General features: G+C 74.0%; 22 protein-coding genes and 1 pseudogene. 16 read left to right on the top strand and 7 right to left on the bottom strand.

From position 1 onward, the window contains the following. Positions 1-289, top strand: a pseudogene (locus tag GV126_RS36295) (hypothetical protein); the annotation flags it as partial. Between the two features lie 15 nt (positions 290-304). On the opposite strand, the gene GV126_RS08215 reads toward GV126_RS36295, so the two are convergent. Beyond that, positions 305-1258 (bottom strand): ABC transporter substrate-binding protein, encoded by a 954-nt coding sequence (locus GV126_RS08215; RefSeq protein ID WP_159664024.1) that lies wholly within the window; start codon positions 1256-1258, stop codon positions 305-307. 552 nt (positions 1259-1810) lie between these two features. Between GV126_RS08215 and GV126_RS08210 the strand changes: the two genes are divergently transcribed. The 11 genes from GV126_RS08210 (at position 1811) to GV126_RS08160 (ending at position 15914) form a co-directional block, all read left to right on the top strand. Beyond that, the gene (locus tag GV126_RS08210) at positions 1811-2668 is read left to right on the top strand and encodes an amino acid ABC transporter permease (protein WP_159664022.1); all 858 of its coding nucleotides are present in this window, start codon (positions 1811-1813) and stop codon (positions 2666-2668) included. Continuing rightward, positions 2665-4419, top strand: a complete 1755-nt coding sequence (locus GV126_RS08205; RefSeq protein WP_159664020.1) for an FAD/NAD(P)-binding protein — start codon at positions 2665-2667, stop codon at positions 4417-4419. The genes GV126_RS08210 and GV126_RS08205 overlap by 4 nt, the downstream gene beginning before the upstream one ends. A 77-nt stretch (positions 4420-4496) precedes the next feature. After that, positions 4497-5258 carry an amino acid ABC transporter ATP-binding protein gene (locus GV126_RS08200; RefSeq protein ID WP_159664018.1) on the top strand — a complete coding sequence of 254 codons (762 nt, stop codon included), beginning with the start codon at positions 4497-4499 and terminating at the stop codon, positions 5256-5258. A 25-nt stretch (positions 5259-5283) separates the two neighbouring features. Beyond that, a complete protein-coding gene (locus tag GV126_RS08195) occupies positions 5284-6348 on the top strand; it encodes an LLM class flavin-dependent oxidoreductase (RefSeq protein ID WP_159664016.1) in 1065 nt (354 codons plus the stop codon). Positions 6349-6392: 44 nt separating this feature from the next. After that, a complete protein-coding gene (locus GV126_RS08190; protein ID WP_159664015.1) occupies positions 6393-7172 on the top strand; it encodes a DUF1684 domain-containing protein in 780 nt (259 codons plus the stop codon). A gap of 236 nt (positions 7173-7408) precedes the next feature. Beyond that, positions 7409-8314 carry a S1 family peptidase gene (locus tag GV126_RS08185; RefSeq protein WP_159664013.1) on the top strand — a complete coding sequence of 302 codons (906 nt, stop codon included), beginning with the start codon at positions 7409-7411 and terminating at the stop codon, positions 8312-8314. Positions 8315-8715: 401 nt separating this feature from the next. Next, on the top strand, positions 8716-9807 hold the full coding sequence (locus tag GV126_RS08180; protein ID WP_159664011.1) for a S1 family peptidase: 1092 nt from the start codon (positions 8716-8718) through the stop codon (positions 9805-9807). Positions 9808-10074: 267 nt separating this feature from the next. Further along, complete coding sequence (locus GV126_RS08175; RefSeq protein ID WP_159664010.1) at positions 10075-13671, top strand: DNA polymerase III subunit alpha; 3597 nt, start codon at positions 10075-10077, stop codon at positions 13669-13671. Then, entirely contained in the window at positions 13668-14642 is a 975-nt protein-coding gene (locus tag GV126_RS08170) for a DNA polymerase Y family protein (RefSeq protein WP_159664008.1), read from the top strand. The genes GV126_RS08175 and GV126_RS08170 overlap by 4 nt, the downstream gene beginning before the upstream one ends. Before the next feature lie 22 nt (positions 14643-14664). Next, positions 14665-14868: a hypothetical protein gene (locus tag GV126_RS08165; RefSeq protein ID WP_185947551.1), complete on the top strand. Its 204-nt coding sequence runs from the start codon at positions 14665-14667 to the stop codon at positions 14866-14868. Positions 14869-15053: 185 nt separating this feature from the next. Continuing rightward, positions 15054-15914, top strand: coding sequence for an esterase/lipase family protein (locus tag GV126_RS08160; protein ID WP_159664006.1), 861 nt, complete (start codon positions 15054-15056; stop codon positions 15912-15914). Between the two features lie 69 nt (positions 15915-15983). On the opposite strand, the gene GV126_RS08155 is transcribed toward GV126_RS08160, so the two are convergent. After that, complete coding sequence (locus GV126_RS08155) at positions 15984-17078, bottom strand: lytic polysaccharide monooxygenase auxiliary activity family 9 protein (protein WP_159664004.1); 1095 nt, start codon at positions 17076-17078, stop codon at positions 15984-15986. A 228-nt stretch (positions 17079-17306) separates the two neighbouring features. Here GV126_RS08155 and GV126_RS08150 point away from each other — a divergent pair, with 228 nt between their 5' ends. Next, complete coding sequence (locus tag GV126_RS08150) at positions 17307-17768, top strand: GNAT family N-acetyltransferase (RefSeq protein ID WP_159664002.1); 462 nt, start codon at positions 17307-17309, stop codon at positions 17766-17768. 115 nt (positions 17769-17883) lie between these two features. Here the strand turns inward: GV126_RS08150 and GV126_RS37145 are convergent, their stop codons facing one another. Next, on the bottom strand, positions 17884-18018 hold the full coding sequence (locus GV126_RS37145) for a hypothetical protein (protein WP_159664000.1): 135 nt from the start codon (positions 18016-18018) through the stop codon (positions 17884-17886). 139 nt (positions 18019-18157) lie between these two features. Between GV126_RS37145 and GV126_RS08140 the strand changes: the two genes are divergently transcribed. Continuing rightward, positions 18158-18784 carry a class I SAM-dependent methyltransferase gene (locus GV126_RS08140; protein WP_159663998.1) on the top strand — a complete coding sequence of 209 codons (627 nt, stop codon included), beginning with the start codon at positions 18158-18160 and terminating at the stop codon, positions 18782-18784. 132 nt (positions 18785-18916) lie between these two features. On the opposite strand, the gene GV126_RS08135 is transcribed toward GV126_RS08140, so the two are convergent. Both GV126_RS08135 and GV126_RS08130 read right to left on the bottom strand, forming a co-directional pair. After that, complete coding sequence (locus GV126_RS08135; protein WP_159663996.1) at positions 18917-19438, bottom strand: ribonuclease FAU-1 family protein; 522 nt, start codon at positions 19436-19438, stop codon at positions 18917-18919. Then, the gene (locus GV126_RS08130; RefSeq protein WP_159663994.1) at positions 19419-20348 is read right to left on the bottom strand and encodes a GNAT family N-acetyltransferase; all 930 of its coding nucleotides are present in this window, start codon (positions 20346-20348) and stop codon (positions 19419-19421) included. Before GV126_RS08130 ends, GV126_RS08135 begins: the two co-directional genes overlap by 20 nt. Positions 20349-20448: 100 nt before the next feature. Here GV126_RS08130 and GV126_RS08125 point away from each other — a divergent pair, with 100 nt between their 5' ends. Then, positions 20449-20817 carry a GntR family transcriptional regulator gene (locus tag GV126_RS08125; protein ID WP_185947555.1) on the top strand — a complete coding sequence of 123 codons (369 nt, stop codon included), beginning with the start codon at positions 20449-20451 and terminating at the stop codon, positions 20815-20817. Between the two features lie 49 nt (positions 20818-20866). Here the strand turns inward: GV126_RS08125 and GV126_RS08120 are convergent, their stop codons facing one another. Together GV126_RS08120 and GV126_RS08115 are read right to left on the bottom strand one after the other, a co-directional pair. Then, positions 20867-21640 (bottom strand): DUF72 domain-containing protein, encoded by a 774-nt coding sequence (locus tag GV126_RS08120; protein WP_159663992.1) that lies wholly within the window; start codon positions 21638-21640, stop codon positions 20867-20869. A gap of 45 nt (positions 21641-21685) precedes the next feature. Continuing rightward, positions 21686-22795, bottom strand: a complete 1110-nt coding sequence (locus tag GV126_RS08115; protein ID WP_159663990.1) for a DUF5925 domain-containing protein — start codon at positions 22793-22795, stop codon at positions 21686-21688. Between the two features lie 133 nt (positions 22796-22928). On the opposite strand from GV126_RS08115, the gene GV126_RS08110 reads away from it, so the two are divergent. Next, positions 22929-24350: a GH39 family glycosyl hydrolase gene (locus GV126_RS08110; protein ID WP_159663988.1), complete on the top strand. Its 1422-nt coding sequence runs from the start codon at positions 22929-22931 to the stop codon at positions 24348-24350. The last annotated feature ends 9 nt before the right edge of the window (positions 24351-24359 follow it).

The raw sequence follows: 24359 nt of genomic DNA, 5'->3' as shown, positions 1-24359 counted from the left end.
CCCCGGCGGCGACCCCGTGGACGGCGAGCCGCCGCGGCCGGGCAAGCGCGGCTTCCTGGCCGGCTGCGCGGTCGCCCTCGGGCTGTGCTGCACCTGCCGGGCGTGCTGCGCCCAGGAGTTCGAGGGGCCGTGGTCGCGGCAGAAGCGGGAGGGCTGGTGCCGGGACTGGGACTGCGACTGCGATGGCTGCTGCGACTGCTGTGACTGCTGCAGCAACTGCGCCGACTGCTGCAACAACTGCTGCAGTTGCGACGGCTGCGGAGGCTGCGACTGCGGATGTGACTGCTAGGGTGGCCGCGGCCCGCTAGTTCTTCAGCTCCGGCGGTGAGATCCGCGATTCCTTGATCGCCGACGCCTTCGTCCCCCACTTGGCGAGGATCCTGTCGTACGTGCCGTCGGCGATCAGCCGGTTCACCGCGGCCCGGAAGGCGGGGGCCAGCTTCGTGCCCTTCTTGAAGGCGAAGCCGACGTCCAGGCGGTGGAACTCGTTCAGGAACTTCAGCCCCGGCTGGTGGGCGACCGCGTACCTCAGGCCGTTGATGGTCGACATCACCACGTCGCTGCGGCCCTGCTGCAGCGAGGACCACAGCGCGCCGCTGTCGCTGTAGGTCTGCACGCCGTACGCCTTCTTGCCGGCGTCCGTGCACAGGTGCTTGTTCTTCTCCAGCGTGGCCTCGAAGGTGGTGCCCGCGCCGGTGGCGACGTTCAGGCCGCACAGCTGCTTCAGGTCGGTGATCGCGCCGAGCTTGCTGTCCTTGCGGGCGGCGAAGCCCTGGCCGTCGTTGATGTAGGTGACGAAGTCGATGGTCCTGCGCCGCTCGTCGGTCACGCCGAAGTTGCCGACGCCGAGGTCGTACTTGCCGCTGTCGAGGGCGGGCAGGATCGCCTCGAAACCGGCCTGGCTGGTGCGCAGCTTCACCCCGAGCACCTTCGCCACGGCGTCGGTGAAGTCGACGTCCTGGCCGGCCAGGGTCTTGCCGTCGGGCAGGTAGGACGTGCCGGGCGGGGTGCCGCCGACGGCGTAGGCGACGTTCAGGCTCCGCACCCCCGGCGGCAGCAGCCGGGCGGCGGCCGGGTCCTCGCGGACACCGGAGACGACGTCCGTGGTGGGGATCTGGTCGGCGGCCTTGGCGGCGGCCGTGCCGGCGGAGTGGGTACCGCCCGATCCCGAGCCGCACGCGGTGAGCACCAGCGCGGCGGAGCTGATCAGGACGAAGGGGAGGACATGCCGTCGGTGGGTGCGCGTCAGCGAACGCATGGGGTGCGGTCTCCAGGAGAGGAAGACGCGAAAGAGCGTCAGGTGTCGGGTGGCACGGGCCTGCGCGGGGCAGGCGCACGAAGAGCGCGGACCTACGGCCGCCGGCCGGGGGCCTTGCGAGGGCGTCGGGGCCTTACGAGGGGAGGGGGAACGCGTGTGAAGGCGAGGAGGAGCAGAGGCGAGGCCCTCGACGGCGCACGGCGGGACGGCCGGGAGCGCCCGAGGTCACAGGGCGCGCAGCGGGACGGCTCAACAGGAAGAGGACCACACGCGACCGAAGTCGATGTGGGAGCGCGTGATCAGCCACTGCTGCGGATGCATGGGCCAAGTGGAACAGGCATCCGGATTCCCGTCAACTGACGTGAGACGAACGGCTCACATGCCGGACACCCTTGACAACGGCGGCGAACGGCGCCGTACTCTCGGGGCACGGTCCTGCTGAGGGGCTCGGCCGTGCTCGACCGCCGCGGCGCACAGCCCGCTGTACCGCGCGGCACCCCGTGTGAAGGCACTCCCACCCGTGTTCGATCCGACGCATCACGGAGCCTTCGCATGTCCTTCGGCACCGCCGTCACCCAAGCCTCCGCCCCACCCGAGCCCGAACCGGCCGACGCCCCGCGCATCGTGCCGCAGCTCCGGCTGGGCCAGTGGACCGCCGCCGCCGTGGTCCTCGTCCTGCTCGCGCTCGCGCTGACCTCGATCGTGCGCAACCAGGCGTTCCAGTGGGACGTCGTCGCGGACTACTTCACCTCCGACTCCGTGCTGCGCGGGCTGTGGCTCACGCTGTGGCTGACCGCCGTGGTGATGGCGCTCGGCTTCGCGCTCGGCACCCTGCTCGCCGTCTTCCGGCTCTCCGGCAACCCCGTGCTGCGCGCGGTGAGCTGGGGATACGTCTGGCTGTTCCGGTCCATCCCGATCCTGGTGCAGCTGCTGCTGTGGTTCAACATCGGGGCGCTGTACCCGCACGTCCTCGGAGTGCGGACCGTCGACCTGTTCGGCCCGGTCACCGTCGCGATCGTCGGCCTGACCCTGCACGAGGCCGCCTACGCCGCCGAGGTGGTCCGCGGCGGCATCCTGTCCGTCGACCGCGGCCAGATCGAGGCCGCCCAGGCGCTCGGCCTGAGCCGCTGGCGGCGCTGGCGGCGGATCGTCCTGCCGCAGGCCATGCGCTCCATCGTGCCGCCCGCCGCGAACATGCTGATCGGCACCCTCAAGGGCACCTCGATCGTCAGCGTCATCGCCGTGCAGGACCTGCTGTACTCGGCGCAGCTGATCTACCACCAGACCTACCAGGTCATCCCGCTGCTGATGGTGGCCACCCTCTGGTACACCGTGGTCACCTCCGTGCTCGGCGCGGGCCAGTACTACGTGGAGAAGCACTACGCGCGCGGCTCGGAGCGCACCCGATGAGGCCCTCGCTCGTGATCGTCGGCGCCGGGCCGCGCGGCACCGGCCTGCTCGAACGCATCGCCGCCAACGCGCCCGAGCTGTACGCCGGTTCGGGTCTCGACATCCACCTGGTCGATCCGTATCCGCCCGGCGCGGGACGCATCTGGCGCGCGGCGCAGTCCCCGCTGCTGTGGATGAACTCGCACGCCGAGGACGTCACCATGTTCACCGACGACACCGTGGACCTGGCCGGACCGGTGCGCGAGGGCCCCACCCTGCACCAGTGGGCGCACCTGCCCGGCCGCACCTTCGCCGACCGCCGCCTCCAGGGCTCCTACCTGCGCTGGGTGTACGAGGAGGCGGTGACCGCGCTGCCCGCCGGCATCACCGTCCACCACCACCCGCGGCGCGCGCTGCGCGTCAGCGGGCCGCGCACCGGCCGCCAGCAGGTGTGGCTGGAGGGCCGCCCGCGCCCGCTGCTCGCCGACCTCGTGGTGCTCGCCCTCGGCCACCTCGACGCCGAACCCGACGCCGAGCAGGCCGCACTGGCCGCCTATGCCCGCACCCACGGCCTGGTCCACCTGCCGCCGGACTTCACCGCCGACAGCGACCTGTCCGCGCTCGGGGCCGGCGAGGCCGTCCTCGTCCGCGGCTTCGGGCTCGCCTTCGTCGACCTGATGGTGCTGCTCACCGAGGGCCGCGGCGGCCGGTACGACGGGGACACCTACGTGCCCTCGGGGCGCGAGCCGGTGCTGTACGTCGGTTCCCGGCGCGGCGTGCCGTACCACTCCAAGATCGGTTACGACCTCACCGGCGAACGCCCGCCGCTGCCGCGTTTCTTCGGCCCCGCCGAGACCGACGCGCTGCTCGCCCGCCCCGGCGGCTTCGACTTCCGGCGCGATGTGTGGCCGCTGGTGGACAAGGAGCTGGGGTTCGCCCACTACCACCGGCTGTTCACGGCCCACCCCGAGCGGACGGCCATGGCCTGGGCGGAGTTCGAGCGGCGCTACGCCGACGCCGACGCCCCGGCGCGCGCCGCCCTGGTCGCCGCCGCCGTACCCGACCCCGCCGACCGGCTGGACCTCGCCGCCCTGGACCGCCCGCTGGACGGGGTGCGCCACCCCTCGCCCGAGGCGTTGCAGCAGGCGCTGCGCGGACACATCGAGGCCGACCTCGCCCGCCGCCACGACCCCGCCCACAGCCCCGACCTGGCGGTCTTCCTCGGACTGCTGTCCGTCTACGGGCAACTGGTCCGGCTCGGCGACATCGGCCCCTGGTGGCACGGCTTCTTCAGCTTCCTCGCCTCCGGGCCGCCCGGGCCCCGGCTGCGGCAGATGCTCGCCCTGTCCCGGGCCGGCCTGCTCCACTTCGTCGGCGCGGACATGACCGTCACCGCCGCCGACGGGGTCTTCCGCGCGACGAGCCCCACCGTCCCCGGCTTCTCCGTCCGGGCGCGTGCCCTGGTCGAGGCCCGGCTGCCCGCCCCCACCGTCCGGCGCGCCCGCGACCCGCTGCTGCGCGAGCTGCACGCCGAGGGGGCCGCCGAGACCCCCGACGGGCTGCTGCGCGTGGACCCCGCCGACGGCCGCGTCCTGGACCGGGCCGGCCGGCCGCACCCCCGGAGGTTCGCGCTCGGCCCGTTCACCGACGGCCGTACCCCCGGCGCCTTCACCCGGCCGCGCACCGGCGGTGCCGCGTTCCGGCAGAACGACGCCACGGCGCGGGCCGCGCTGGCGTTCCTGCGCACGCTCACCGCCCGCGTGGCGGCGTGAGCGCCCGGCCCGGCGGCCTCTCTTCTTCTCCCTTCCGCCTCCTCCCGTCTCCCGTCTCCCGCTAAGGAATTCCCACGATGAGCGTCATGGTCGACATCAGGTCCGTCCACAAGAGCTTCGGTCAGCTGGACGTCCTCAAAGGCATCGACCTGCAGGTGCGCACCGGCCAGGTCACCGTGGTCCTCGGTCCCTCCGGGTCCGGCAAGTCCACGCTGCTGCGCACCATCAACCACCTGGAGAAGGTCGACCGCGGCGCGATCCACGTCGACGGCACCCTGATCGGCTACCGGCGTTCCGGGGACCGGCTGCGCGAACTGCCCGAGCGGGAGGTGCTCAAACAGCGCACCCGGATCGGCTTCGTCTTCCAGAACTTCCACCTCTTCCCGCACCTGACCGTGCTGGAGAACATCGTCGAGGCCCCGGTGTCCGTGCAGAAGCGGCCCCGGCAGGAGGCCGAGGAGCTGGCGCGGCGGCTGCTGGAGCGGGTGGGTCTCGCCGACAAGGCCGATGCCTATCCGCGCCGGCTGTCCGGTGGGCAGCAGCAGCGGGTGGCCATCGCCCGCGCGCTGGCCCTGGAGCCCCGGCTGCTGCTGTTCGACGAGCCGACCTCCGCGCTCGACCCCGAACTGGTCGGCGAGGTCCTCGACGTCATCAAGGACCTGGCCCGGCAGGGCACCACGATGATCGTCGTCACCCACGAGATCGGCTTCGCCCGCGAGGTCGCCGACACCGTGGTGTTCATGGACGACGGGCGGATCGTCGAGCAGGGCCCGCCCGGCGAGGTGCTGGACCGGCCGCGGCACGAGCGGACCCGGGCGTTCCTGTCGAAGGTCCTGTGACGCCCCGAGGAAGGAACGGTTCGCCATGACCGCACGGCACGGCCGCGGGCCGCTGCACCTGGCCGCGGCCGTCGACCGGCCCGCGGCGCCCCCGGCCGGTGACACCGGGCCCTACGTCGACGCGGTACGCCTCGCCGAGCGCGGTGGCCTGGACTTCGTCACGCTCGGCGACGACCCCGCGCGGCCGGGCCCGGACGCGCTCGCCGTCCTGACCCGGGCGGCGCCCGCCACCCACCGCATCGGCCTGGTCCTCGCGGTCGCCGCGCCGCACCCCGACCCGTGCCACGTCCCGGCGGCCGTCGTGGCCCTGGACCGGGTCAGCCGCGGCCGGGCCGGCCAGCACATCCGGCCCCCGGCCCCCACCGGGACGGCCGAAGACCCGCCGGCCGGCCAGGACATCAAGAGGGAGGGGGACGGCCGGGAAGCCGGGGGAGAGAGGGACGGCCGCGAGATCCGGCGGGAGGGAGACGTCCAGGACATCCGGCAGGAGGGAGACGTCCAGGACGTCCGGTACGAGCAGCACGGCGACCCGCCGGGCGCGGCCCGCTCCCCGCAGGGCCGGCCCGTGCGCGTGGTCGACGTCGTCGAGGAGCCCGCCCGGCCCGCGGTGGCGCGCCACGCCGACGTGGTGCTCGTGCGCGCCACCAGCGCGGAGCAGGCCGGTGCCGTACGGGAGCGGCTGCGCGCCGCGGCCGAGGAGTGCGGCCGGGACCCGGACTCCCTGCGGGTGCTGGTCCGTCTCGGCGTCGACCTCGGCGACGGCGAGTACGCGGCGGACCGCGGATGGGCATCCGACCCGTTCGCGCGCGGCCGGACACTCGGGGCGGGCACGGGCCGCCGCCGGCCGGCCGCGCCGGGGCCGCTGTACCGGGGTGGCCCGGTGGACCTGGCCGAACTGATCGCCGCCTGGTACCGCGAGGGCGCCGTCGACGGCTTCCACCTGGTGCCCCGTGAACCGGCCCGGGACCTGGAGCGCCTGGTCAACGGCACCGTGGCGGTCCTTCAGCACCGCGGCCTGTTCCGCACGTTCTACCCGGGCGACACCCTGCGCGAGCACCTGGGGCTGGCCCGGCCCGCCCGCACACCATGACACCTCGGTTCGGCCGCTCGGCCACCCAGGGAAAGGCTGATCACATGACGGACGCATCCGCCCGCTGGAAGCAGTGGCACGAGGACCGCACCGCGGCGGTGTCGGCGCCCTACGGGCCGCTCGCGCTGACCGGCACGCACTGGCTCGAGGACCGTCCGGACGGTCGAATCCCGGACATCCCCGGGCTCTGGACGGCCGACGGCGACGCGGTCGTGCTGAGCGCCACCGAGGCCGACGGGCTGAGCGTCGACGGCCGGCCCTTCGCCGGCCGGGTCCGGCTCGGCGCCGACGCCGGACCGGTGGCGCACGCCCGGGTCGCGCTGGGCGAACGCCGGCTGGTCGTGCTCGTGCGGGAAGGCGTGTGGGGCGTACGGGACTACGACCCCGGCTCCGCGGCGCGCCGGGCCTTCCGCGGCATCGCGGCCGGCGCCTACGACCCGCACTGGTCGGTGCCCGGACGCTTCACGCCGTACGCGCGGAGCCGCACCGTGCGGGTGCCCAACGCGGACGGACGCGCACGCGGGCTCGCCCTCGCCGGAGAGCTGGCCTTCCTTCTCGACGGCCGGGAGCGGACGCTGCGGGCCGCGGTGCAGCCGGACGGCACGCTGTGGGCGGTGTTCGCCGACGCCACCAGCGGGAAGAGCAGTTTCCGCTTCCGGTTCCTGTACGCCGAGGCCCCGGACGCCGAGGGACGCACCACGGTCGACTTCAACCGGGCCGTGCTGCCGCCGTGCGCGTTCGCCGACCACTTCATCTGCCCCTTCCCGCCGCCCGGGAACACCCTGGACCTCGCGATACCGGTGGGTGAGCGCTCCCTGCTCTGAGTCCCGGCCGTCGCCGACCCACCGTCAATCCCGGCCGGACCGCACATAATCCACGCGAACCGCACACGGTCGCACGGCCGAAAGGCACCCTTGCGCCGACCGGCCGTTCGGCCGAATACTCCCCCACAGCGCTTGTCAGGGGCACAACTGTCCGGATCCGGACGCCCGCCCCCGGCTGCGCCTCACGGGCCCCGACCCCACGCGGGCCCCCGACTTCCTTCATGGAGGACCGACAAGTGAGGATCAAGCGCACCGCCCCCCGCAGCGGCATCACGAGACCGACCCGGCTGATCGCCCTCGCCTCCGGGCTCGTGGCCGCCGCCGCGTTCGCGGTCCCCAGCGCGAACGCGTCCGACGCCACCACCTTCAGCACCGCGCAGCTCACCAAGGCGAGCGACTCGGTGCTCAAGGCCGACATCCCCGGCACCGCCTGGGCCGTGGACAGCAAGACCCACCGTGTGGTCGTCACCGTCGACAGCACGGTCTCCCCGGCGGAGATCGCCAAGATCAAGCAGCAGGCCGGGGCGAACGCCGGCGCGCTGACCATCAAGCACACCCCGGGCAAGTTCAACAAGCTCCTCTCCGGCGGCGACGCCATCTACGCGAGCAGCTGGCGCTGCTCCCTCGGCTTCAACGTCCAGGACTCCAGCGGCAACTACTACTTCCTGACTGCCGGTCACTGCACCGACGGCGCGGGCACCTGGTGGTCGAACTCCTCGCACTCGACCACGCTGGGCACCACCGCCGGATCGTCCTTCCCGGGCAACGACTACGGCATCGTGCGCTACACCAACAGCTCGGTGGCCAAGTCCGGCACCGTGGGCAGCGTGGACATCACGAGCGCGGCCACGCCGTCCGTGGGCACCACCGTCTACCGCCGCGGCTCCACCACCGGCATCCACAGCGGCCGGGTCACCGCGCTGAACGCGACCGTCAACTACGGTGGCGGCGACATCGTCTACGGCCTCATCCAGACCACGGTCTGCGCCGAGCCCGGCGACTCCGGCGGTCCGCTGTACTCCAACAGCGGTGTCGCCTACGGCCTGACCTCCGGCGGCAGCGGCGACTGCACCTCCGGCGGAACGACCTTCTTCCAGCCGGTCACCGAGGCGCTCAGCGCCTACGGGGTCCACGTCTACTGACGTTCCCCCGTCCCGTCCCCGGGCCGTGCGCGGCCCGGAACCTGTCGGCCGACAGCCGGCGCAGCCCCCGTACGCACCGGGCGTACGGGGGCTCGTCGTTGTGCGCGACCGGCGCGCGCATCCGCGCCCCGCGGCGTTCCGCTACGGCGATTTCCGGCCAGGGCGGGACCTCACCGCGTGTCGACGGGGTACTCGCACGTAGTGTTTGCGCTGCGAACGCGGGGGCGGTGACCTCGGGCGGGCAAGGCACAGGGGGCGTACGCCGGTTGACGTATGCGCGTCCAGAAGTCGACCTTGTGTGCTCCCTGTGCGGCTCGGGATAGTGGGCGCCGGTCCAACCGCCTTCGGCCTTGCGAGGTCCCCACAACCTCCGGGGTCGACCCCCCACAGGAGGACGCAAGTTGACACATCGACGGACACACCGACGTACGTCCGCGCGCCGTACGGTCCTGGCGGGTGCGGGCGCCGCCGCACTCCTCGCCGCCGGGCTGTCCTTCCAGAGTGCGAACGCCAGTGAGGCGACGAAGGCCCCGACGTCCCGCGTCCTGTCCGCTCCGGCGGCCGGAAAGCTCGCCTCGGCACTGCGCAAGGACCTGGGCGCCGAGACGGCGGGCACGTACTACGACACCAGGTCCCGGGCCCTCGTGGTCAACGTGCTCGACCAGCGCGCCGCCCGCGCGGTCGAACGGGCCGGGGCGAAGGCCAGAGTCGTCCGCAACACCCTCGCCGAGCTGGAGGCCGCGCGGACGGCGCTGACGAAGAACGCGACCGTCCCGGGCACCTCGTGGGTGACCGACCCCGTGGCGAACAAGGTCGTCGTCACCGCCGACCGCACGGTCTCCGCGACCGAGTGGGCCAAGCTCTCCCGGGTCGTGGCGGGCCTGGGCGGCAAAGCCGAACTCAAGCGGTCCCAGGGGCGGTTCACACCCTTCATCGCGGGCGGCGACGCCATCACCGGCGAGGGCGGACGCTGCTCGCTCGGCTTCAACGTGGTCAAGGACGGCCGACCGTACTTCCTCACCGCCGGCCACTGTACCCAGGCCATCAGCACCTGGTCGGACGCCGACGGCACGGTGATCGGCCGCAACGCGCGGACCAGCTTCCCGGGCGACGACTTCGGCCTGGTCGAGTACACCGCCGACGTCGACCACCCGAGCGCGGTGGACCTCTACGACGGCTCCACCCGGCCCATCACCCGGGCGGGCGAGGCGACCGTCGGCGAGCAGGTGACCCGCAGCGGCTCGACGAGCCATGTGCACACCGGCACGGTCACGGGCCTGGACGCCACCGTGAACTACTCCGAGGGCACGGTCAGCGGCCTGATCCAGACCGACGTGTGCGCCGAGCCCGGCGACAGCGGCGGCGCGCTGTTCGACGGCGAGACCGCCCTCGGCCTGACCTCCGGCGGCAGCGGCGACTGCACCTCGGGCGGCGAGACCTTCTTCCAGCCGGTGACCGAGGCGCTGTCGGCGACCGGCACGCAGCTCGGCTGAGGAGTGGCGGCCCGGCCGAGCCGTCCGACGACCCCCCACGGGATCGGTGGGCGCCCCGTCCCCGAGCGTGCGAGGACGGGGCTCTCACGCGTCCTCACGCAGCGCGGCGGCAGGCCCCGGCGGCGGGCGTTTGCGCAGGTGGGACACGCTCGAACGGATGTCGTACAACTGTTCGGGGATGGGGGTATGGTGGTGCTGAGAGAGTAGTGAACTGATGTTCGAGAGTCTCGTTCGGTCCGGACGGGCTCACGACTGCGGGAGGTGTGTGTGCCGGGCTTCGCGCATCTGCACACCGTCTCCGGGTTCTCCCTGCGCTACGGCGCCTCGCACCCGGAGCGGCTGGCCGAGCGCGCCGCCGAACGGGGCATGGACGCCCTCGCGCTCACCGACCGCGACCCCCCGGCCGGCACGGTCCGCTTCGCCAAGGCCTGCGCGGCGGCGGGCGTGCGCCCGCTGTTCGGGGTGGACCTGGCGGTGGCCGGGCCCGAGCCGCTGCGGCGTGAGGCCCCCGCCCGGCCCGAGAGGCGCCGGACGCCGGTGCGCGGCGGTGCCTTCGTCGACGAGTCGACCCCGCGCGTGACCTTCCTCGCCCGCGCCGGCGCCCGCGGCTGGGCCGACCTGTGCCACCTGGTCACCGCCGCCCACACCCCTCCCGAGCGCTCGGCCGCGCAGGGGGGACCCCCGTCCGGGACGCCCCTGCTCGCCTGGCCCGACAACCACGGCGACGGCCTGACCGTGCTGCTCGGCCCCGACTCCGACGTCGGCCGGGCGCTGGCCGCGGGCCGCCCCGACCGGGCCGCGCGGCTCCTCGCGCCCTGGCGCGAGGTCTACGGCGACGCCCTGCGCCTGGAGGCCGTCTGGCACGGCCGCGAGGGCACCGGGCCCGGCTCCCTGCGCCGGGCCGCCCGCACCGTCGGCTTCGCCGCCGAGCAGCGCATCCGGCCGGTGCTCACCAACGCCGTCCGCTACGCCGACCCCGGCCAGGGCCCGGTCGCCGACGTCCTGGACGCCGCCCGCCGCCTGGTCCCCATCGACCCCACCAAGGAACTGGACTCCGGCGAGGCCTGGCTGAAGGATCCCGGCGCCATGCTGCGCGCGGCCGAGCGGATCGTGGAGGCCGCGGGCTTCCGGCGCGAGGCCGCCCACCGCCTGCTGGAGCAGACGCGGGCCACCGCCGCCGAGTGCCTGGTCGATCCCGAGGACGACCTCGGCATGGGCACCGTCCACTTCCCCGAGCCGCACCTGGTCGGCGCCGCCCGCCGCACCGCCCAGCGCACGCTCGCCTCCCGGGCGGCCGCCGGCATGGTGCTGCGCGGCTACGCCGGCCGGCGCGCCTACTGGGAGCGGATGCACGAAGAGCTGGACATCATCGCCTACCACGGCTTCGCCAGCTACTTCCTCACCGTCGCCCAGGTCGTGGACGACGTACGGAGGATGGGCATCCGGGTCGCCGCGCGCGGCTCCGGCGCGGGGTCGCTGGTCAACCACCTGCTCGGCATCGCCCACGCCGACCCCGTCGAGCACGGGCTGCTGATGGAGCGCTTCCTGTCCAAGCGGCGCTTCGTCCTGCCCGACATCGACATCGACGTGGAGTCCGCGCGCCGCCTGGAGGTCTACCGCGCGATCATCGACCGGTTCGGCACCGAGCGGGTCGCCACGGTCGCCATGCCGGAGACCTACCGCGTCCGGCACGCCGTCCGCGACGTGGGCGCCGCCCTGTCCATGGACCCCGCCGAGATCGACCGGATCGCCAAGTCCTTCCCGCACATCCGCGCCCGCGACGCCCGCGCGGCGCTGCGGGAGCTGCCCGAGCTGAAGGCGCTGGCGGGGGAGCAGGAGAAGTACGGCAGGCTGTGGGAGCTGGTCGAGGCCCTGGACGCGCTGCCGCGCGGGGTCGCCATGCACCCCTGCGGCGTACTGCTGTCCGACGCCTCGCTGCTGTCGCGCACGCCGGTGATGCCCACCAGCGGCGAGGGCCTGCCGATGTCCCAGTTCGACAAGGACGACGTGGAGGACCTCGGGCTGCTCAAGCTGGACGTGCTGGGCGTGCGGATGCAGTCGGCGATGGCGCACGCCGTCGCCGAGGTGGAGCGGACCACGGGGGAGCGCATCGACCTGGACGCGCTGCCGGCCGGCGACCCGGCGACGTACCGGCTGATCCGCTCCGCCGAGACGCTCGGCTGCTTCCAGATCGAGTCGCCGGGCCAGCGGGACCTGGTGGGGCGCCTGCAGCCGGCGACCTTCCACGACCTGGTCGTCGACATCTCCCTGTTCCGGCCCGGTCCGGTCGCCGCCGACATGGTGCGGCCCTTCATCGAGGCCCGGCACGGGCGGGCGCCGGTGCGCTACCCGCACCCGGACCTGCGCGAACCGCTGGCGGAGACGTACGGCGTCGTCGTCTTCCACGAGCAGATCATCCACATCGTGCACATCATGACCGGCTGCGGCCGCGACGAGGCGGACCGGGTGCGGCGGGGGCTGTCCGACCCGGAATCCCAGGGGCGGATCAAGGTGTGGTTCGCGCAGCACGCGGCGGCGCGCGGATACGACGCGGAAACGATTCAGCGGACCTGGGAGATCGTCGAGGCGTTCGGGTCGTACGGCTTCTGCAAGGCGCACGCGGTGGCCTTCGCCGTGCCGACCTACCAGTCGGCCTGGCTGAAGGCCCATCACCCGGCCGCGTTCTACGCCGGGCTGCTCACCCACGACCCCGGGATGTACCCCAAGCGGCTGCTGCTGGCGGACGCGCGGCGGCGCGGGGTGCCGATCCTGCCGCTGGACGTGAACAAGTCGGGAGCCGCCCACCGTATCGAACTGGTGTCTGAGTCGAAGGTGGTGGCGAGGGGTCGTTCGTCCGGTATGTGGGGACTTCGGCTCGCCCTGTCCGACGTGCACGGCATCAGCGAGGCCGAGGCACGGCGGATCGCGGACGGGCAGCCGTATGCCTCGCTGCTGGACTTCTGGGAGCGGGCCCGGCCCAGCCGGCCCATCGCCACCCGGCTCGCCCAGGTGGGCGCGCTGGACGCGTTCGGCGCCAACCGCCGCGACCTGCAACTGCACCTGGCCGAGCTGCATCGCGGCGCACGCGGCGCGGGCGGCGGTCAACTGCCCCTGTCCGGCGGCCGGAAGACCGCCGCGGCCGGCCTGCCCGACCTGTCCGACACCGAGAGGCTCAGCGCCGAACTGGGCGTGCTGTCGATGGACGTCTCCCGCAACCTGATGGACGACCACCGCGCCTTCCTCGACGAGCTGGGCGTGATCTCCGCGCGCCGCCTGCGCGAGGCCCGGCACGGGGAGACGGTGCTGGTCGCGGGTGCCAAGGCGGCCACCCAGACCCCGCCGATCCGCTCCGGCAAGCGGGTCATCTTCACCACGCTGGACGACGGCACCGGCCTGGTCGACCTCGCCTTCTTCGACGACTCCCACGACGCCTGCGCGCACACCGTCTTCCACTCCTGGCTGCTGCTGGTGCGCGGCACCGTGCAGCGGCGCGGCCCGCACAGCCTCAGCGTGGTGGGAACGGCCGCGTGGAACCTCGCCGAACTGGCCGACCTGCGCGCCGAGGGAGGCCTGGACGAGGTGGCGGCCCGGCTCGCCCGGCCCGCCGGACCACCGGACGGCGCCTTGGACGGCGACGGCGGCGGCGCGGGTGCGCGGCGGGCCCGGCTCGCCGGCTCGGACGGCCGTCCCGCGCCCGCCGGGTCCGCGGCCCAGGACCCGATGGAGACCGCCCGGGCCGGCGACCGCCGGATCCGCATGTCCACCGGCTACGAGATGCACCCATGGGCGGATCTGCGCCCGGCGGGCGAAGGGCCCGCGAGCGGACGGAAGTTGTGGCACCAGTCTCCAGGGAGTGCGGGATGACCGTTCTCTGCGTACGTTTCCAGCTGCCCCCGATGTACGAGGCGGCCCTGCCGGGGCTGCTCGGACTGCTGGAGGAGTTCACCCCGGTGGTCCAGGCGCTGCCGCCGGACGGCGCGCTGGCCGATCTGCGGGGCGCCGAACGGTACTTCGGGCGCGACGCCGTCGAGTTGGCCTCGGTCATCCGGGTCCGCGCGCTCGCCCGGTACGGCGTCGACTGCCTGATCGGCGCCGGGCCCGGCCCGATGCTGGCCCGCATGGCGCTGCGCGCGGCCCGGCCCGGCCTGACCCGCGCGGTGCCCGCCGACCCGGCCGCGATCGCGGAGTTCCTCGCCCCGCTGCCCGTCACCGCGCTGCCCGGCGTCGGCGCGGCGACGGCCCGCACCCTGGGCGAGTACGGCCTGGACACCCTCGGCCGGGTCGCCGCCGCGCCCCTGTCCACACTCCAGCGCCTGGTCGGCGCGAAGACCGGCCGCGAGGTGCACGAGAAGGCGAACGGCATCGACCGCGGCCGGGTCGTCCCCCATTCCGTCTCCAAATCCCTGGCCGCGGAACGCCCCTTCGACCGCGACGAGGTGGACCCCGACCGCCACCGCCGGGCCCTGCTGTCGGCCACCGAGGAACTGGGCACCCGGCTGCGCGCCCTCGACAAGGTCTGCCGCTCCCTGACCCTCACCGTGCGCTACGCCGACAGGTCCGCCACCACCCGCACCCGCACCCTGCCCGAACCCACCGCCCACACGGCCGCGCTGACGAAGGCCGCCTACGGCATGTACGAGGCCCTCGGCCTCCAGCGCGCCCGGGTCCGCGCCCTCGCCCTGCGCGCCGAGGGCCTGGACTGTGCCGACCGGGCCGCCCACCAGCTCACCTTCGACCCCGTCGACGAGAAGGTCCGCCGCATCGAGGAGGCCGCGGACCGCGCACGGGCCAGGTTCGGTCCCCGGGCGGCGTTCCCGGGCACCTTGGCCGCGTGACCTCGGCCGCCGGTCGCGTCGGTTGATCACCGTGTCGCCCGCGGCGACGCGCTCGGTGCGCCCCGCGCACAGCTCCCGGGAGCCGGCGTGCACCCGTGCGGCCGAGGAGGTGGCGGCGGAGGTCGTGGGGGAGTGGGGCGGTGTCCTCGGTGCGGCCGAAGTGCGCGCGCTGTGGGCGGCGTCGGCGCGGATCGCGCCGCAGGGGCCGATCCGGCCCGCCTGGTGACGGGCCGTCGCGGTCTCTATCACGGGCCACATCGGCGCACGGGCGTCGCCGGAAGTTTTTACCGACGCGTAACTTCACACTGGGGCTACCCGTCCGTAACTTGACGAGTGAACAGCATCCTCGTGATCCGGATCACAGGGGCGTAGTGCCGTCGCACCTCCCTCGTGCCGCAAGGAGATCACACGATGCTGCCCGTCAAGCGCGCCCTGAGACCCCTGGCCGCCCTGCTCCTGGCCGCTGCCGTCGCCACCGTCCCGGCCGCCGCCGCCCACGCCTCCGACGCCCCCAGCAGGGGCTGGAACGACTTCACCTGCAAGCCGTCCGCGGCCCATCCCCGCCCCGTCGTCCTGGTCCACGGCACCTTCGGCAACTCCGTCGACAACTGGCTCGCCCTCGCGCCGTACCTGGAGGACCGCGGCTACTGCGTCTACTCCTTCGACTACGGCCAACTGCCGGGCGTCCCCGTCTTCCACGGCCTCGGGCCCATCGACAAGTCGGCCGAGCAGTTGTCCGCCTTCGTCGACAAGGTGCTCGCGGCCACCGGCGCCGCCAAGGCCGACCTCGTCGGCCACTCGCAGGGCGGCATGATGCCCCGCTACTACCTGAAGTTCCTCGGCGGCGCCGCCAAGGTGAACGCCCTCGTCGGCATCGCCCCCGACAACCACGGCACCACCCTCGACGGGCTCGCCGCGCTGCTGCCGTACTTCCCCGGCGCGAGCGACCTGCTCGACGCCGCCACCCCCGGCCTCGCCGACCAGGTCGTCGGCTCCGCCTTCCTCACCCGGCTCAACGCCGGCGGCGACACCGTGCCCGGCGTGCACTACACCGTCCTCGCCACCCGCTACGACGAGGTCGTCACCCCCTGGCGCAGCCAGTACCTGAGCGGTCCCGACGTCCGCAACGTGCTGTTGCAGGACCTGTGCCCGGCCGATCTGTCCGAGCACCTGGCGATCGGGCTGTACGACCGCATCGCGTACCACGAGGTGGCCAACGCGCTCGATCCGGCCCACGCCACCCCCACCACCTGCGCGTCCGTGTTCAGCTGACCCTCTCGGGCCGGTACGGGGCCTGTCCGGCCCGAGCCGCCGGACAGGCCCCGCGTCCGTGCGGCCGCCTCAGCGGCCGTGCCGGCCGCCGCTCGCGGCGCGCCGCCGCACCGAGGCGAACAGCACCGCCGAGCCGAGCGCCAGGGCGGCCGCCCCGCCGACCGCGACGTACGGGGCGCTGCCGTCGCCGCCGGTCTCGGCGAGGTTCTGGGTCCGCGGACCGCCGGCCGCGTCGAGCCGATCGGACCGGCCGGACCGGTCGGGGCTGCTGTCCGCGGGGGCCTGTGCGGTGCCGTGCGCGGCCTGCGCGGGAGGCGTCGGGTCCGTCGTCGTCCGGGGGTCGGCGTCCCCGTGGCCGTGGTGCTCGACGGTCGACCTGGCGGCCCCGGCCGCGATCTGCCGCTCGGTCGGCGCGGAGGCCGTCGGTGCGGGGGAGGAGCCGGCCGACGCCGACGAACCGTCCGAGGCCGAGGAGTCGTCCGGGGCCGAGGAACCGCTCGATGCGGCACCGCCTTCTGTGCCTTGGAAGGTGACGTCCGAGCAGGAGTAGAACGCCTCCGGGCTGTCCGAACGCTGCCAGACCGCGTACAGCAGCTGCCTGCCCGTGCGCCGGGGCAGCGTGCCGGAGAACGTGGAGAAGCCGTTTGCGGCCACCGGGTCGGTGACCGTGGCGACCGGGTGCGCCAGGTCCAGGTCGGCCCAGGCAGGCGGCTTCGCCGGGTCGTAGCCGGGCTTGGTGATGTAGACCGTGAACGTGCCCCTGTGCTGCGCGGTCACCCGGTACCGGAAGGTGTACGAGCCGCTCTTGACCGAGGTCGCCGGCCAGTCCGCGCGCGCCAGGTCCAGTCCCTTGAACTCGTCGTTGTTCGCGCTGCACAGCCTGCCGTCGGGGATCAGGTCCTGGTGCCGGCCGTTCGCGTCGCCGATGCGGATGCCGTTCCAGTCGTACAGGGCCTGCGTGCCGCCGGCCGCGACCGCCGCCTTGCACGCCGCCGACCTCGGGCTCTCCGGGCCCTCCGCGTAGCACTGGAAGACCCGGCTGACCGGGTCGCCCATCGTGCCGTGCGCGGCCGCGGGCGCGGCGGCGAGCGCGGTCAGGACGAGCGGGGCCGTGCCGAGCGCGGCGAGCGCGGCGGCGGTACGGCGTCGGCGGCGTGCGGGCATGGGGGGAACTCCTCGAAAACGGTCCGGACGGTCCTGGCCGGACCGGTGCGCCCGGTGCCCTGGGGCCCGGGCCGCACGGGCGGCCGGTGCGGCGGCGCGATCCCGGGACCGCGCCGCCGCGCTCCCCCAGGGAACCGGGAAACCGCCTGCTGAGGGCGGTTGCGGGAGATCCTTATGCTCGCGTTAAGGGAGTGCTGAGGCTGCGCTCAGGTGGATAGCGTGCACGGCATGCTGAACGAAGAGATCCGGGCGGCCGAGGCCGCGGACATACCCGCCGTGCGGGCGGTGACGGAGGCGGCCTACCACCCCTACATCGCGCGTATCGGCGTGGTGCCGGCGCCCATGGAGGCCGATCACGCGGCGAACGTGGCCGCGGGGAAGGTGTTCGTCGCGCCGGGGCCCGGGGCGCACCCCGTGATCGGCCTCGTCGTGCTGGAGGTCTTCGACGACCACCTGTTCCTCGACAGCATCGCCGTCCACCCCGACGTCCACGGCCGGGGAGTGGGACGGCGACTGCTGGAGTTCGTGGACACCCGCGCGCGTACGCTGCGGCTGCCGGAGATCAGGCTCTACACGAACGCGATGATGTGGGAGAACCAGAAGATCTATCCGAGATTCGGCTACGAGGTCGTGGAACGCCGGATCGACGGGCCCTACGACCGGTTCCACTACCGCAAACGGCTCGTCTGAGGTGCGGGTGCGGGTGTTGGGGCTGCTGCGGGTGCGGGTGCGGGTGCGGGTGCCGGTACCGGTGCCATGGACAGCGCACGTGCCGCGCGCGTCGTCTTCTCCGCGGGTCCGCGGGTCATCCGTCCGGCCACCAGGTCCGGGCGATGTCCTTGCGGACCTCGGGCCGTCCGCCGGGACGCTCGTCGGCCTCCTCACGGACCCGGCGCGTGTCCGACTTCCTCGGGGGCTTCTGCACTGTCATACGGCGCATCACTGCCTCCTTCGACGTCTACCGGGTTCCGTGTTCTCACGGAGGTAGACCTTTCGGGTGAGAGTTCCTCATCGGTGCCGGTCTGTCTGTGGCTGCCGTCACGGATCGGCTGTCAGTGGTGGGTGTCACCCTTGGGGCCATGAGTGAGCAGATGACGACCGACGGTGAGGCGGCTGCCCCGGGCCCCGTGGACTGGGACGCCCAGGCGGCGGTCTTCGACGACGAGCCCGATCACGGGCTGCGCGATCCGCAGGTGCGGGCCGCCTGGGCCGAGCGGCTGCGCGGCTGGCTGCCGGACGGCCCCGCCGAGATCCTCGACCTCGGCTGCGGCACCGGCAGCCTGTCCCTCCTCGCCGCCGAGCAGGGACACCGGGTCACCGGCGTGGACCTCTCGGCGAACATGGTGGAGCGGGCCCGCGCCAAGCTCGCGGGCCGCGACGCGGTGTTCCTGGTCGGCGACGCGGCGCAGCCGCCCGTGGACGGGCGGCGCTTCGACGTCGTGCTCGTGCGCCACGTGCTGTGGGCACTGCCCGACCCCGCCCGTGCCCTGCGGCACTGGCGGGCGCTGCTGCGCCCGGCGGGGCGGCTGGTCCTGGTCGAGGGTGTCTGGGGCACGCTCACCCCGGGCGGCATACCCACGGATCGCCTCCTCACTCTTCTCGCCCCTCTCGCGGACCACACCCGCATCGAGCACCTGTCCGAGGACGCCCGCCTGTGGGGGAGGGAGGTGGACGACGAGCGGTACGCGGTGGTGGCGACGGTGTGAGCCGGCGGGGGCAGTGCTTGTGGGCCGTGCGGGGCGGCGCCGGCCGGTGAACCATGCCGGGACCGCGCCGGCCGGTGGGACGTGCGGTACGGCACCGGCCGGTGGGCCATGCGGCACGGCACCGGCCGCTCCTCAGCCCGGCAGTGCCGCGAAGCCGCCCCCGCGTGCCCACGCCTCCAGCTCGTCGAGCGCGGCCACGGCGGCGGCCGCGGCCTCGGGGTCCCGGCGCGCCAGGCCGCTCGCGGCGAATTCGTCCTCGTCCAGGCGGCGCACGTCCGTGCCGTCCGCGGAACACCACAGATCCAGATCGAGGTCCTCCACGACGAGTTCGCCGCCACGCCGGACGGCGGGGCGTGTCACGTCGCAGTACCAGCCCTTCAGCCGTCCCGCGCCGTCGCGGACCTCCTTCACCGCGTACCACCGGTCGCGCCAGTAGTGCTCCGTGAAGACGTCGCCCGGCTCGAAGCGCACGAACCCGAAGTCGCGCACGCCGGCGCCCGCCCAGGCCGCCCGCACGGTGATCCGCGCGCCCTCGTCGGCCACCAGTACGCACGGGTACCGGATCTTCGTCCGGCCGCCCTTGACCAGGACCACGGTCAGCCGGTCCGCCACCGGACCCTCGGCAGCGGCGGCCTCAGCCGAGTTCCCGGACATACCGCACCTCCGTCGCGCACACCTCGTACCCGAACCACTTGTTGATCGCGAGCATCGGCCCGTTGCCGGTGTCGTTGCCCGTGAAGGCCTCGGTGTACCCGGCGGCCCGGGCCCGGTGCAGGGAGTCGTTCTTGGCGAGCTTGGCCAGGCCCCGGCCACGGAACTCCTGTGCGGTGCCCGTCATGACCGTGCCGTACCGCCTGCCGCCGTCCGTGCGGGCCGCCGAGAACGCCGCGGGGCGGCCGTCGACCAGGACCACCGACGTCAGCTCGGGGCTGAACAGCGGATGCCGCCAGGTCTCCGCCAGCCAGGACTCGTAGTCGGTGAACTCGTGGTCCACGTCGCTGGGTTCGTCCGCCGTCGTCCGCGCGTCCAGCTCGAACAGGGGGCGTGGGTCGGCGGCGAAGTCGGAGCCGCGGCGCAGCTCCACCCCGGGGGGCGGGTCCGCGAGCGGCGGAAGCGTGCCGCCGACCAGGTCCAGCCGGAGGAAGTGGGCGGAGCGGCTGCTGCGGTAGCCGTGGCGTGCGGCGAAGGCGCGGGTGCCCGGCTCGTCCAGCACCCATGAGGACAGCCGGACCGCGCCGTGCGCGGCCAGGTGCTCCTCGGCGGCCCGCACGAGCAGGGTGCCGGCGCCGCGGCCGGTGTGCCGCGGGTGCACGTACACGTTGACGCTGCCCACGCCGGGCTCGGCGCTGTCGTGCACCAGGAGCACCTGCGCGGTGCCGATCACCTCGCCGTCCGCGACGGCCACCAGCGGGCGGTAGTGGGCGTCGGGATGCATGTGGGCGAGGTCGTGGGCCAGCGAATCGGCGGTGAGCAGCATGTAGGGCAGCGCCAGGTGCCGTACGCGGGCGAAGCCTTCGAGATCGGCGCGCGCGTCGGCGCGCAGGTCGCGGACGATGACAGTCATGGGGGTGCACGCTACGCAGCGCATCCCGCGGGCCGCCTCCTGTTTTCCCGGCCGCGGGCCGCCCGTCCCGCCGCTCGGCCGGGTGCGCGACAATCGCCACGTGACCTTGTCGATCCAGATCCACGACGGCGCGCCCCCCTACGAGCAGGTGCGGGCGCAGATCTCCGAGCAGGCGCGCTCGGGAGCGCTGCCGGTGGGGTACCGGCTGCCCACGGTGCGCGCACTGGCCGAATCGCTGGGGCTGGCGGCCAACACGGTCGCCAAGGCCTATCGGGCGCTGGAGACCGACGGGGTGATCGAGACACGCGGGCGCAACGGCACCTTCGTGGCGGCCGCCGGCTCGGCCGCCGAACGCGAGGCGGCGACGGCCGCGCAGGCCTACGCGGAGCGGGTGCGCCGACTCGGGCTGGACGAGGACGCCGCGCTGGCCGCCGTACGCGACGCCCTGCGCGCGGCCTACGCCCGATAGCCCGCGGCCCAGCGGTGGGCCACGGTGGGCCACCCCCGGCGCGCCCGGCTCAGCGGCGGGCCGGCACCGCCTCCGGGGTGCGGGTCACCGTCAGGCTCGCGCGCCGCGCCGCCCGAGCGAACGTCACCGCGTCCCGCACAGCCGCGCCCGTGGGGTCGTTGTTGAAGTACGCGTACCCCTCCCGCTCGTCCGGCCAGGTGGTCGCGATGCGGTCGACCCAGGTCTCCAGGCACCGCCGCCCGTAGTGCGGCCAGGGCAGGGCGCGGCCCACGTGGAAGCGGACGTAGCCCCAGTCGGCGGTCCGCCACAGCGGCGTGACCGGGCGGGCGTGGGCGTCGGCCCAGCACAGCGCGGCGCCCCGCAGCTCCAGCACGGAGCGGACCTGCGGGCTCCACCACGACTCGTGCCGCGGCTCGACCGCCACCCGCGTGCCCGGCGGGAAGCGGGCGAGGCAGGCGTCCAGCAGGCCGGAATCGGCGCGCAGCGTCGGCGGCAGTTGCAGCAGGACGGGACCGAGCCGGTCGCCCAGGGCCGCCGCCCGCGTCATCAGCCGCTCCACCGGCTCCTCGGGGTCCTTCAGCCGCTTGATGTGGGTCAGGAAGCGGCTCGCCTTGACCGCGACCACGAAGTCCGGCGGCACCCGCTGCCGCCACGCCGCGAAGGTCTCCCGCTCCGGCAGCCGGTAGAAGGCGTTGTTGAGCTCGACCGTGGCGAACGCGCCCGCGTACTCCTCCAGCCACAGCCGGGTGGGGCAGCCCTCCGGGTACAGCACGCCCCGCCAGTCCTTGTACTGCCAGCCGGACGTCCCGACGAACAGGGTCATACGCCCATCAAAGCACCAGCCGGCGTCCGCCACCGGCGGAGCCCGTCACAGGTACAGGCCCGCGTCCGACCCCTCCCGCTGCTCCGGCAGCGCCGTCGGGGACGTGCCGCGGCGCAGCGCGTACAGCTCGGCCAGGCTGGCGCCGTCCCGGGGGACGGCGTCCTCCCGGTCGCAGCCCTCCCGGCCCAGCCAGTCCACCGCCTCCTGCCGGGTCAGCTTGCCCACCTCGATGCGGGCCAGGCAGCGGCCGGGGCGGACCACGGCCGGGTGCAGGCGCTCCAGATCCTCGTTGGTGGTGACGCCGACCAGGACGTTGCGGCCCTGGCCGAGCAGGCCGTCGGTGAGGTTGAGCAGCCGCGACAGGGCCTGGCCCGCGGTGTGCTTGGCCTCGCCGCGGATCAGCTCGTCGCAGTCCTCCAGCAGCAGCAGCCGCCAGCGGCCCTTGCCGGCCGCGTCCTCCTCGCCGATGGCGATGTCCATCAGGTAGCCCACGTCGGAGAACAACCGCTCGGGGTCGAGCACGCAGTCCACCTGGCACCAGTCCCGCCAGGAGCGGGCCAGGGTGCGCAGCGCCGAGGTCTTGCCGGTGCCGGGCGGGCCGTGCAGCAGCAGCAGCCGGCCCGCGATGTCCTCGGGGGTGGTCTTCATCAGGCGGTCCATGGCGTCGGCGACCGGCGCCGTGTAGTTGCCCCGGACCTCCTCCCAGGTGCCCGCGGAGATCTGCCGGGTGGTGCGGTAGGGGCCGCGCCGGGGGGAGACGTACCAAAAGCCCATGGTCACGTTCTCCGGCTGCGGTTCCGGCTCGTCCGCCGCGCCGTCGGTGGCCCGGTCCAGCACGGTCCTGGCCAGCTCGGCGGTGGTCGCGGTGACCGTGACGTCGGCGCCCCGGTTCCAGCGGGAGACCAGCAGGGTCCAGCCGTCGCCCTCGGCGAGGGTCGCGCTGCGGTCGTCGTCGCGGGCCTCCCGCAGCACACGGGCGCCGTCGGGCAGCAGCGTGGCGCCGGCGCGCACCCGTTCGATGTTCGCCGCGTGCGCGTACGGCTGCTCGCCCGTCGCGAAGCGGCCGAGGAACAGCGCGTCGACGACGTCGGACGGCGAGTCGGAGTCGTCGACGGTGAGCCGGATCGGCAGGGCGTCGTGTGGGTTCGCGGACATGCCGCCATGATCCGCCACCGGGGCCTTGCGCGCACCCCGTTTGCGGGGCGCGCCGCCCGTGTCGCGCTCCTGTCGCGGCGAGCCTGCCCAAACCCTGTCCGAGCGGCCGATTCCGCCCTTACTGTTGTCCTTGATGGGACGTCATGGGTGGGATTCGGGGGTAGGGCGGTGGCGGCTCACCGCGCTGCTCGGGGTGGGCGCGGCCGTGGTGGCCCTGCTGGTGGCGCTGGTCGACGCGCTGCCGGGCGGTGCGAGCACCGAGGGCACGACACGCGACGGCGACGCGGTGCACGGCACGCCCGCGGCGCCGCGCTACGCGCAGAAGCCGTACGTCGGCTGGGGGTTCACGCACACCCAGTTCAGCGCCGACGAGGGCAGCGGCGCGGCGACCGCCCGGGTCTCGGGGGCCCTGGCGAAGGACGGCCCGCTGCCGCAGAACCAGGCCATCATGGGCTGGGGCGCCGACAACCCCGAGCCGGTCAAGGGGCGTTACGACTTCGCCGCGCTGGACCGCCGGGTGGACTTCATGCGCGCCTCGGGCGGCACCCCGGTGATCACCCTGTGCTGCGCCCCGGACTGGATGAAGGGCGGCCGTGCCGGGGTGGACAACACCGACTGGAGCAAGCGGGCTCTGGAGACCGCCCCGACGCCCGCCCACTACAAGGACTACGCCGCGCTCGCCGCGACCGTCGCCAAGCGGTACCCGGACGTGCGCCACTTCCTGGTCTGGAACGAGTTCAAGGGCTTCTGGGACGACGCCGCCGCCCGCTGGGACTACGAGGGCTACACCGAGCTGTACAACCTGGTCTACCGGGCGCTCAAGCAGGTGAACCCCGAGATCATGGTGGGCGGGCCGTACCTCGTCATGGACAGCGTCGACCCACGGCAGAAGGAGTACGCCTCCACCGCCCTGCGCGGCCCGTGGGGGGCCATGGACCAGCGGGTCCTGGACGCCTTCACCTACTGGAACACGCACAAGGCGGGCGCCGACTTCGTCGTCGTCGACGGCTCCAGCTACACCAAGGACGACGAACTGCTGCCGAACGAGTTCGCCGCCACGGACAAGCTGACGGCCGTCGGCCGGTGGGTGCGCCGGCAGACGCACGACCTGCCGCTGTGGTGGGCCGAGTACTACGTCGAGCCGGCCGACGGCAACGACGACCGCAAGGGCTGGTCCGAGCCGCACCGCGTCGCCGTGCAGGCCGCCGGGATGATCGCGATGGTCAAGGGCGGCGCCTCCTCCGGCTTCTACTGGAACCCGGAGGAGGAGAAGGGCACCGACTGCCCCGGCTGCCTGTGGACGCCCACCGACACCGCGGACGGCGGGCGGACCCTGCCCCTGTACGACCTCCTCACCCGCTTCGACCGCGCCTTCCCGCCCGGCACGACGTACCGCACGGTCCCCGTGGCGCCGGACGACGTGCCGAACGTGCGGGTCCTGGCCAGTGACAGAACCGTCCTGGTGGTCAACACCCGCGACCGGACGATCAGCGCCCAGGTCGACGGCAGGCGGTTCGACATGAAGCCCTACGGGGTGACGTGGCTCCAGCGGTGAGCCGCCCGC

Origin of the sequence: Streptomyces mexicanus, assembly GCF_902506575.1 — a bacterium.
GTDB lineage: Bacteria > Actinomycetota > Actinomycetes > Streptomycetales > Streptomycetaceae > Streptomyces > Streptomyces mexicanus.
Note: the sequence above shows the minus strand (reverse complement) of the source record. Positions and strands in the feature narration are given on the sequence as shown.

Excerpts from the sequence above, each read along its gene's own strand:
- GV126_RS08215 (WP_159664024.1), bottom strand. The coding sequence starts at position 1,258 with ATGCGTTCGCTGACGCGCACCCACCGACGGCATGTCCTCCCCTTCGTC.
- GV126_RS08210 (WP_159664022.1), top strand. The coding sequence starts at position 1,811 with ATGTCCTTCGGCACCGCCGTCACCCAAGCCTCCGCCCCACCCGAGCCC.
- GV126_RS08205 (WP_159664020.1), top strand. The coding sequence starts at position 2,665 with ATGAGGCCCTCGCTCGTGATCGTCGGCGCCGGGCCGCGCGGCACCGGC.
- GV126_RS08200 (WP_159664018.1), top strand. The coding sequence starts at position 4,497 with ATGAGCGTCATGGTCGACATCAGGTCCGTCCACAAGAGCTTCGGTCAG.
- GV126_RS08195 (WP_159664016.1), top strand. The coding sequence starts at position 5,284 with ATGACCGCACGGCACGGCCGCGGGCCGCTGCACCTGGCCGCGGCCGTC.
- GV126_RS08190 (WP_159664015.1), top strand. The coding sequence starts at position 6,393 with ATGACGGACGCATCCGCCCGCTGGAAGCAGTGGCACGAGGACCGCACC.
- GV126_RS08170 (WP_159664008.1), top strand. The coding sequence starts at position 13,668 with ATGACCGTTCTCTGCGTACGTTTCCAGCTGCCCCCGATGTACGAGGCG.
- GV126_RS08160 (WP_159664006.1), top strand. The coding sequence starts at position 15,054 with ATGCTGCCCGTCAAGCGCGCCCTGAGACCCCTGGCCGCCCTGCTCCTG.
- GV126_RS08155 (WP_159664004.1), bottom strand. The coding sequence starts at position 17,078 with ATGCCCGCACGCCGCCGACGCCGTACCGCCGCCGCGCTCGCCGCGCTC.
- GV126_RS08150 (WP_159664002.1), top strand. The coding sequence starts at position 17,307 with ATGCTGAACGAAGAGATCCGGGCGGCCGAGGCCGCGGACATACCCGCC.
- GV126_RS37145 (WP_159664000.1), bottom strand. The coding sequence starts at position 18,018 with ATGCGCCGTATGACAGTGCAGAAGCCCCCGAGGAAGTCGGACACGCGC.
- GV126_RS08140 (WP_159663998.1), top strand. The coding sequence starts at position 18,158 with ATGAGTGAGCAGATGACGACCGACGGTGAGGCGGCTGCCCCGGGCCCC.
- GV126_RS08135 (WP_159663996.1), bottom strand. The coding sequence starts at position 19,438 with ATGTCCGGGAACTCGGCTGAGGCCGCCGCTGCCGAGGGTCCGGTGGCG.
- GV126_RS08130 (WP_159663994.1), bottom strand. The coding sequence starts at position 20,348 with ATGACTGTCATCGTCCGCGACCTGCGCGCCGACGCGCGCGCCGATCTC.
- GV126_RS08120 (WP_159663992.1), bottom strand. The coding sequence starts at position 21,640 with ATGACCCTGTTCGTCGGGACGTCCGGCTGGCAGTACAAGGACTGGCGG.
- GV126_RS08115 (WP_159663990.1), bottom strand. The coding sequence starts at position 22,795 with ATGTCCGCGAACCCACACGACGCCCTGCCGATCCGGCTCACCGTCGAC.
- GV126_RS08110 (WP_159663988.1), top strand. The coding sequence starts at position 22,929 with ATGGGACGTCATGGGTGGGATTCGGGGGTAGGGCGGTGGCGGCTCACC.